General features: G+C 61.4%; 8 protein-coding genes and 1 pseudogene. 5 read left to right on the forward strand and 4 right to left on the reverse strand.

The window, feature by feature from the left end; genetic code table 11:
- Positions 1–484: 484 nt before the first annotated feature.
- The 3 genes and pseudogenes from ACT3S2_RS15470 to ACT3S2_RS15480 all read left to right on the forward strand — a co-directional run bounded on the left by ACT3S2_RS15470 (position 485) and on the right by ACT3S2_RS15480 (position 3,040).
- A pseudogene (locus tag ACT3S2_RS15470) lies at positions 485–1,791 on the forward strand (transposase).
- A 319-nt stretch (positions 1,792–2,110) separates the two neighbouring features.
- On the forward strand, positions 2,111–2,530 hold the full coding sequence (locus ACT3S2_RS15475) for a hypothetical protein (RefSeq protein ID WP_444555754.1): 420 nt from the start codon (positions 2,111–2,113) through the stop codon (positions 2,528–2,530).
- A gap of 117 nt (positions 2,531–2,647) precedes the next feature.
- Positions 2,648–3,040, forward strand: coding sequence for a hypothetical protein (locus tag ACT3S2_RS15480; protein ID WP_444555753.1), 393 nt, complete (start codon positions 2,648–2,650; stop codon positions 3,038–3,040).
- 76 nt (positions 3,041–3,116) lie between these two features.
- Here the strand turns inward: ACT3S2_RS15480 and ACT3S2_RS15485 are convergent, their stop codons facing one another.
- From ACT3S2_RS15485 to ACT3S2_RS15500, 4 genes are all read right to left on the reverse strand, one after another.
- Complete coding sequence (locus tag ACT3S2_RS15485; protein WP_444555752.1) at positions 3,117–3,533, reverse strand: hypothetical protein; 417 nt, start codon at positions 3,531–3,533, stop codon at positions 3,117–3,119.
- A 223-nt stretch (positions 3,534–3,756) separates the two neighbouring features.
- Complete coding sequence (locus ACT3S2_RS15490) at positions 3,757–4,131, reverse strand: hypothetical protein (protein ID WP_444555751.1); 375 nt, start codon at positions 4,129–4,131, stop codon at positions 3,757–3,759.
- Entirely contained in the window at positions 4,100–5,281 is a 1,182-nt protein-coding gene (locus tag ACT3S2_RS15495; protein ID WP_444555750.1) for an IS110 family transposase, read from the reverse strand. Before ACT3S2_RS15495 ends, ACT3S2_RS15490 begins: the two co-directional genes overlap by 32 nt.
- A 126-nt stretch (positions 5,282–5,407) precedes the next feature.
- Positions 5,408–5,737, reverse strand: a complete 330-nt coding sequence (locus ACT3S2_RS15500) for an RDD family protein (RefSeq protein WP_444561896.1) — start codon at positions 5,735–5,737, stop codon at positions 5,408–5,410.
- Between the two features lie 371 nt (positions 5,738–6,108).
- Here ACT3S2_RS15500 and glnA point away from each other — a divergent pair, with 371 nt between their 5' ends.
- Positions 6,109–7,533 (forward strand): type I glutamate--ammonia ligase, encoded by a 1,425-nt coding sequence (gene glnA, locus ACT3S2_RS15505; RefSeq protein ID WP_444555748.1) that lies wholly within the window; start codon positions 6,109–6,111, stop codon positions 7,531–7,533.
- Between the two features lie 261 nt (positions 7,534–7,794).
- Entirely contained in the window at positions 7,795–8,022 is a 228-nt protein-coding gene (locus ACT3S2_RS15510) for a hypothetical protein (protein WP_444555747.1), read from the forward strand.
- The last annotated feature ends 57 nt before the right edge of the window (positions 8,023–8,079 follow it).

The following is an 8,079-nucleotide window of genomic DNA, read 5'->3' on the forward strand; positions in this document are numbered from 1 at the left end:
CCACGCACAGTCGACATCGTGGTGGCGTAAGTCCCGTGGAACTTGGGCGGCTAGATGTACTCGACCAAGATATTGTCGGCAGTTGAATAAGTGGAGACCTCCTGGATCGGCAGTTATGACGACAACCGATCCAGGAGTTCTTCCATGTCCGACGATATGGTCCGTCGCCCACTCCTCAACCACAATTCCCACCTGACCCTGCACGGCCGACGTCTACTCGTGCACCGTGTACGGCCGCCCCTCCGGACCGTTTCCTAGGTGCGTGGGTCAGTAATTCCGGCAACGAACCTTAAAACGCTGAGGGGATTAACCAGGAACAGGCGCCTCTGCTGGGATAATTGGGGGTATGGATACCGGTTCTGCTGACATGGATGGCCTGTTCGACGAATCCCTCATCGAACGCGTCGAGCTCCCGGACGATGACCGGATCGACACCAACGGCGGAGTCAACAAACGCTTCTAGGCCTTCGAACCCAACGCCGTGATGCTCGTCCCGCCCTCACTGGATGAATGGCTACCCCAGGACCATCTGGCCCGGTTCATCGGCGAACTCGTCGATACCGAACTGGACCTGACCCGGTTCTACGCCTCCCATGCCAAGGCCAAGGGCCAACCACCCTATGATCCACGCCTGATGCTCAGGGTTCTGCTCTAGGGATACTGCGTCGGGGTCCGCTCCTCCCGCGAGTTGGAGAAGGCCTGCACCGATGTGGTCGCCTTCCGCTGGCTCGCCGCCCAGCAGGCACCGGACTTCCGCTCGATCGCCCGCTTCCGTGAACGCCACCTCGCAGCACTGGGCAACGTATTCCTCCAGGCCCTTGAACTCTGCCGGGCCGCGGGCATGGTCTCGTTGGGCCATGTGGCCCTGGACGGAACGAAGGTCCGCGGCAACGCCTCACGGCATAAGGCGATGTCCTACGAAAGGCTCACCAGCAGGCAGAAGGTCCTCGCCGATGAGATCAGTGACCTGATGGCCGAGGCCAAGACCGTGGATGCGAACGAGGACGCCCGATTCGGGCCAGGTAGGCGAGGAGATGAGCTGCCCGCCGAACTGGCGAACCGCCAGCGCCGGGCCGCCGCGATGCAGGCAGCATGGGAATCGATCGAGGCCGAAGCCGAAACGAAGGCAAGCGATCGTGGAGACGACGACCAGGACATCACCGGTTCCGGGGACGCTGCTGCCGCGGACGCGGTGGCCAAACCGACGTCCCAGCGCAACTTCACCGACCCGGACGCGAGGATCACGAAGACCGCCGATGGTTCCTACCACTACAGCTACAACGACCAGGCCGTTATTGATGCCGACCGCCAGGTCACCGTGACCACCCAACTGGGCAACACCGCGGTGGACGTGCAGCAGCTGGTGCCGATGATCGAACACACCACCACTTCCTTGGACGCGATGCCGGCGAAGTGGAGTGCCGACGCAGGGTATTGCTCAGCCGCGAACCTAGAACACACCGGTTCTCGGGAGGCTGCCGGGGGCACTTCGTTCTTCGTGTCCACCCGGAGGGTCAAGCATGGGCGCCCGGTGCCGGAATCACCGCGGGGCAGGATCCCGAAGGACGCGACGGTGACCGAGAGGATGGCCAGGCGGCTGAAGACGAAGAAGGGCAGAGCGGTCTATGCCAGGCGCAAGGCCATCGTGGAACCGGTCTTCGGCAGATACACACACGGCAAGGCAAACACGTGCTGTTGCGCGGCTTGGAGAGGGCCTCGAGGGAGTAGGAGTTGATGGCGGGGTGCCATAATCTGCTCAAACTCTTCAGTTACCGGGCCCAGACGGCCTGAAAGGGGCGGGACCCCGCTCTGCGGGGCGTGGCATGACCATCTGGGTAGCGCTTCGGAGCAGCCAGGTGGCGTTTCCTTGAAATAGAGCCCGAAGGCCCGTCCTCTTTCTCTGACGAGAGGGACGGGCCTTCGGGTTCAGGGCTGACACCGGACAGTTGGTTTATCGACTACCGACCCACGCATCTAGGCAAAGTCTCCGGCGCCTGCGGTGCCCTAATAATCCATCGTCCGTAAGTATTGACTCCCCTCAGTCGGAGGCCCATGCTGAACACAAGCTCGATTGATCATTTCGCTATACAAATAAGTGAGGGTGAGAACGATGGGCGATGTTCGCCAGTTTCTGGAAGTTCTAGGCAAGTTGGCCACGGACGACAACTTCCGCAAGGAGTACGAAGCAGCTCCGGAGAAGTGCCTTGAGAAATATGAGATCAAGGTGTCCTCGAACGTGCAGGCAGAGCTTCCAAAAAAGCAGGCCCTGGTCGACGCTCTGAAGAGTGTGCTGGAAAGCACCCTTGCCGTTGCCCCAAGCAACGAGGACCTGATGACGCTGAGGCCACAGATGCCGAGTGCGCAAATGATGGGGGGACAAATGGGGCTGTTCGTCGAAGGGACGGGGCCATCAATCGTTTTCCCATCAGGAGAAGTGTTCGTACCGCCGTGGGTGAAATATGCTCAACCGCAACTGGTTCTGCGTCTAGTGGATCTGCAGCGAGTGGAGAAGCGTTGGTCTCAATTCTAAGCCAGGAAAGCCGTGTCCGCCGCTAACGGGCCGTCTGCGTTCAGAGCATCACGCCTATGCGCCCATTCAGGATGCTCGTCATGAGCATTTGACGTGTGAACCGCATAGGAGAAAGTCATGACCAAGAAAGCTCAGGGCCGGTCGACAGTGTTGTTTGCCAAGATCCTGAACAAGGACGCCCAACGCAAGGAATACGAGCTGGAGCTCATAGGCGGGGACAGACTCACGATAGACACCACTGAAGTGGACAAGATCGAAGAGTACGTTTGTCCGGCCACCGGGAACCCGGTCGCGAAGGTCACCCTTGACGAGGAGTCTGAGGTCAGGACGGTGGCCAGGGTGCGAGACCTGGTGGCGCACCTCTACGCGGCCGATGGGACTCCACGGCCGATACCCCTCCACGTCTACGACGGGGGTCTTTACGCAGCCGGAGGGCGGCCGACGCCAATGCCCGTCTACGTTTACGACAGGAATCGCTACGTCTACGACGTGCGGACGACGGGCTGGTGACAAGGAGCCAATACGGGCCCGTCCGCGCAAGCAGTCGCCTGGCACCAGGAGAATCCCGCCCTCCTGCGAGAACCGGTTAGCCGACGATGTTGTCCAACGCACCGGCAGCAATATTCAGGAGCAACGAGATCACATGCAGCAGCAACGGGATGATCAGTGAGGGCGCCAGCAGGGCAGAAGCTGGGATCAGGATCCACAACATCGGCTTGGCAACATGCCCAGTGTTGCGGCCCTTGCGCGAATCCAAGAGCCACTTGAGCATGAGCACGAAGACCAAAGCCGTACCCGCCATAGCCATGGTCTCAGGCAGCCCCGGATAGGCTCCCGAGACGGAAGACCAGAAGCCGTCCCAGTGCTGTCCGAAGTCGACGGTGCCCTCGGTTGGGGTCGGCGCAGCATCCGGCACCTCCGGGGACGGTGCGGGATCCACGGCCGGAGAGCTGGCCGCCGGCTCCGTGGGCGGAGCAGGAACAGTGTGGGTGGTGCGAGACACGATGTGGCCTTTCGTGGGGTTATCGGCTTCGGGCAGTACGGCGGGACTTCTTCATCAGTGGGGCCCGCAACTCGGCAAGGGTTCCCACCTGTACGCGTGCGGCAAGAGCCAGGGCGACATCAGCGCAAGCTCGAGCATCCTCACCGGCATCGTGGTGCCCGAAATCAGCAATCTCGATCTCCTCCGCCACAACGTCGAGGCGGTACGCCGCCAAGCCCGGCAACTAGTGCTTGGCAAGCTTCATCGTGCACTCGTAATCGAACTCTGGAACTTCCAGACCAGACTCGATGGTCGCAGCGTTGATCACCGACCGTTCGAAGGCGACATTGTGCCCCAGCAACGGCAGGCCACCAGTGAAGCGGACCAACCGGTCCAGGAGCTCCGGCCAATCAGGTGCACCCTCGATATAGGACGGCGTCAGATGATGGACAGCAATGTTGTTGGGGTGGAAGACCTCGAACCCGCGCGGCGGGCAGACCGGATAAGTATGCACCGCGGCCACTTTGCCTCCGACCACTTTCGCCACACCGATCTGGCAGACGCTCGCCCGCTTGGGGTTCGCCGTCTCAAAGTCGAGGACTACGAAGTTGTCTAGCATGGGTGCCGCTTTCGCTGGATGATTGGAAGGAGGCCCGCCCCGGAGTTGATCGGCAGGTTCGGGCCTCCACATAGTCCTTCGAGGCCGGGTCGTGGAGCCACAGCCCGTTGCCCAAGCCGATGAGGGCCCGGCGTAGTTCGACGCTGCCCTCGCGGCTGATTGAGCCGTCCCGGCGCCGACCGGCTGATTCATATTGGGACGGAGACAGCCCGGAGGCCCGGTAGATCTGCGACTGTCCCGGCCAGCGGGATGGTTCCCCGATACCGGCGCCGTAGGCCGCGGCCCGGGACACTGACCAGCCAGGCACGGACAGTAGGGGATGGAACGGGGTGGACGGCAACAGTGCGGCGAGTTGGGCGTCCACCGTGCAGATCTGCCCGTCGAGGAGTTGGAGCATTGCCAGGTCTTCTACGAGCACGTCGCGGGCCGAGACGGCATCGGTCTGGGGCAACGCATCCCTGGCCGCGGCTACCAGCCGGGCCGCCATGGGGCCTCGGACCTGCAGCCCGCGAACTTGGGCGTAGCGGATGAACCGTTCGGTACCCAGTGAGGAAAGACGGTCCGGGTCGGCGAAGTGCTCGGTGACCAGCCGGCCGACCTTGGTGGCCAGAATGTTGGGTAGGGCCAGGGAAAGGCCGGGAAAGGTGCGGTCGAGTTGGCCCAGGATCTGGTTCTTCAACGCGGTCTTGGCCTCTATACGGCGATACCGGTGGGCGGCCAAGACGGTGATTGAGCCGATGACCACGGAGCGTTCGGTCATTTGCTGGCCACGTCCGGCCAGGACCAGTTCGGTGATTGCTTCGAGATCGATCGCGGCGGTCTTGACCTTGCGTCGGCCCTGGATGCGGCGTTGCTCGGCCACGTGGGCCGGATTCAGCTGGAGCAGTTTCCAACCCGGGGGCCAGGACATCGGGGACGAAAGCGGGCGGTGGTAATGCCCGGCGGCCTCGATGCCGACCAGGACCGGGATATCCGGTGGTATGACGACTTGGATCTTCTCCAACGCGGCGTTCAGACCCGTTCGGGTCATCGCGGCATCGAATGGATCCAGCAAAATCTGATGTTCAGAGTCGGTGGCCGACAGAGCCAGAGTGTTCTTACCGACGTCCACAGCCACGACAACGGCCTGTATTGCATGATGGAATGACATGACCCACCTCCGGGGGCAGCCAGAAGGACCGGCGCGTCAACGCCTGATCCTCGATGAGGGATCTGATATATCCCTTCTGGCACCTCCGGAGGTGTTTTGGGAAGACCTACGACTTATATCAGGACGTCAGGTCCGTACGAGGATTGTCTTGATGGCCCGGTCGTGGAGGCCGCGCTGATCCGGGTCGGTGACCAGTGGGGGGACGACCAGACAGACCAGGACACCGCGGATGAGGCCCTGGAGCGGTCGCACGGGCGAGCCGTCCATGCCCTGCACCTGCATACCGAGGGTGCGGTGGCCGATGGAGTGGCCGGTCACTCCGACGAAGACGATCTGCATGGCGGCGAACAGCGCCAAATTGGCGTAGGAACTGCCGTGGAAGAAAATGAACGACGGGATCATGGCCAAGGCCCAGTCGATGCACAAGGCACCGACGCGCCGGCCAATGCGAGCCACAGATCCCGGCCCGCTTTCGGGCCGTCCAAGGCGCTGGCCCGGCCAGGCTTCGGAATTGAGCTGAGGCGGGCCTTCGAGCCATGAGCTGACATCTTTACGTTCCACCCCACCAGTCTATCGCGGGCTTTCCAGAGTGCGGCGACATCGTCCCGTCCACGCTGATAAGCCCGGAACGCGAGGCCGGGCGGGAGCGAAAAACTACTCCCGAAATCGCTGGGATCGGTCCGCTGGGCACTCTATAACGCCCGAGAAGCGAATGTGTCACGATCGGGGAACCAATATTCGTTAGAGTAGGGATACAGCGAGGGGCCGACACGTGCAAAGGCCGCGTGCTTCCCTGGCCTGAGCAAACCTCATAGGAGCAGTAGCAGATGTTCAAAAACCCTGACGAAGTCCTCAAGTACATTGCCGACGAGGACGTTAAATTCGTCGACATCCGATTCACGGACCTCCCGGGGGTGCAGCAGCACTTCAACGTCCCGGCCAAAACGGTTGACGCAGACTTCTTTGTCGACGGACAGCTTTTCGACGCTTCGTCGATCAAGGGCTTCCAGGGAATCGCGGACTCTGACATGCAGTTGATTCCGGACGTCACCTCCGGCTTCGTCGATCCCTTCCGTCTGGAAAAGACCCTGGCTTTCAACTTCTCGATCGTCAGCCCCCGTACCGGCGAACCGTACCACCGCGACCCGCGTGGCGTAGCCGAGCGTGCTGAGGCATACCTGGAGTCCACGGGTATTGCCGATACTGCCTTCTTCGCTCCGGAAGCGGAATTCTTCATCTTCGACAACATGCAGTGGGAGTCGAAGCCGCAAGGTTCCTTCTACAAAATTGATTCAGTCGAAGCTCCGTGGAACACCGGCAAGAAGGAAGAGGGCGGCAACCAGGCCTATAAAACGCCGTTCAAGGGAGGCTACTTCCCGGTGGCTCCCACCGATAAGCAGGCCGACTTGCGTGACGCCATCTGCCTGGAACTCGAAGCGGCGGGCCTTGAAGTCGAACGGTCGCACCATGAGGTCGGCGCCGCAGGCCAGGCCGAGATCAACTACAAGTTCAATACGCTGACGCACTCTGCTGATGACATCCTGAAGTTCAAGTACATCGTCAAGAACCTGGCCGATGCCTGGGGCAAGTCCGCGACGTTCATGCCGAAGCCGGTCTTCGGTGACAACGGTTCAGGTATGCACTGCCACCAGTCGTTGTGGACCGATGGTGTCCCGTTGTTCTACGACGAGAAGGGCTACGCCGGCCTGTCGGACACCGCCCGCTGGTACATCGGCGGACTACTCAAGCACGCCTCCTCCGTCCTTGCCTTCACCAACCCGACCGTGAACTCCTATAAGCGGCTGGTCAAGGGCTTCGAAGCCCCGGTGAACATGGTGTATTCGCAGGGCAACCGCTCCGCCGGTATCCGCATCCCGATCACGGGGTCGAACCCGAAGGCCAAGCGCATCGAGTTCCGCGCGCCAGATGCCTCGGGCAACCCGTACCTTGCTTTCGCCGCTCAGCTCATGGCAGGCCTCGATGGCATCCGCAACCGCATTGAACCGGCCGATCCGATCGACAAGGACCTCTACGAACTTCCAGCCGAGGAAGCCAAGGACATCCAGGTGGCACCAGGGTCGCTTGAGGAAGCCCTGTCGGCTTTGGAGGACGATTTCGACTTCCTGCTCGCCGGTGATGTGTTCACCGAGGATCTGATCCGGACCTGGATCGACCTCAAACGCGAAACCGAGATCAAGCCGCTGTCACTGCGCCCGAACCCCTATGAGTTCGAGCTCTACTACGGCTGCTAGTCAGACCGCAAAGCTAAACCTCATCTAGTCCGTAGAGAGTCCGCACGAGCGAGCGACACTTCGGTGACGGCCGCACGTGCGGACTCTCTATTGTCTGGATCCCCGCCTGTGGTGGCCGCTTGCCATCGTTCAGCCACGCTCCAAGTACCCTGCTCCCCCTGCACCATGATGGGCGTTTTCCCGGGACTCCCCCGGCTACATCCACCCAGCGCATCAGTAAAAGCGCTGGTCAGGAGCTGGGGCCGTGCATAGAATCGCTCTATGGCCTATCACTTGGAAAGACTGTCTCGCGGCAGTGTCGACTCACGCACGGATGTCTTCGGAAACGACCTTGATGAAGCACTCGAGACAACGACCGACGCACTAACCAAAGATAAAGTCGAATTCGCCCGGCTCATGGAAGACGGATCCGGGAACAGCGGACCTGGTGAAGGTCGAATCGTTGCCATCTATACCGCAGCAGAGGGCTGGCACAAGCTCGAGGCCTAGAAGCTGGATAGCTCCCGGATATCGACTCAGAAGGGTGGTTCTTCCGGGGGCTTTTCC

Source organism: Arthrobacter sp. AOP36-A1-22, from assembly GCF_052377615.1.
GTDB lineage: Bacteria > Actinomycetota > Actinomycetes > Actinomycetales > Micrococcaceae > Arthrobacter_H.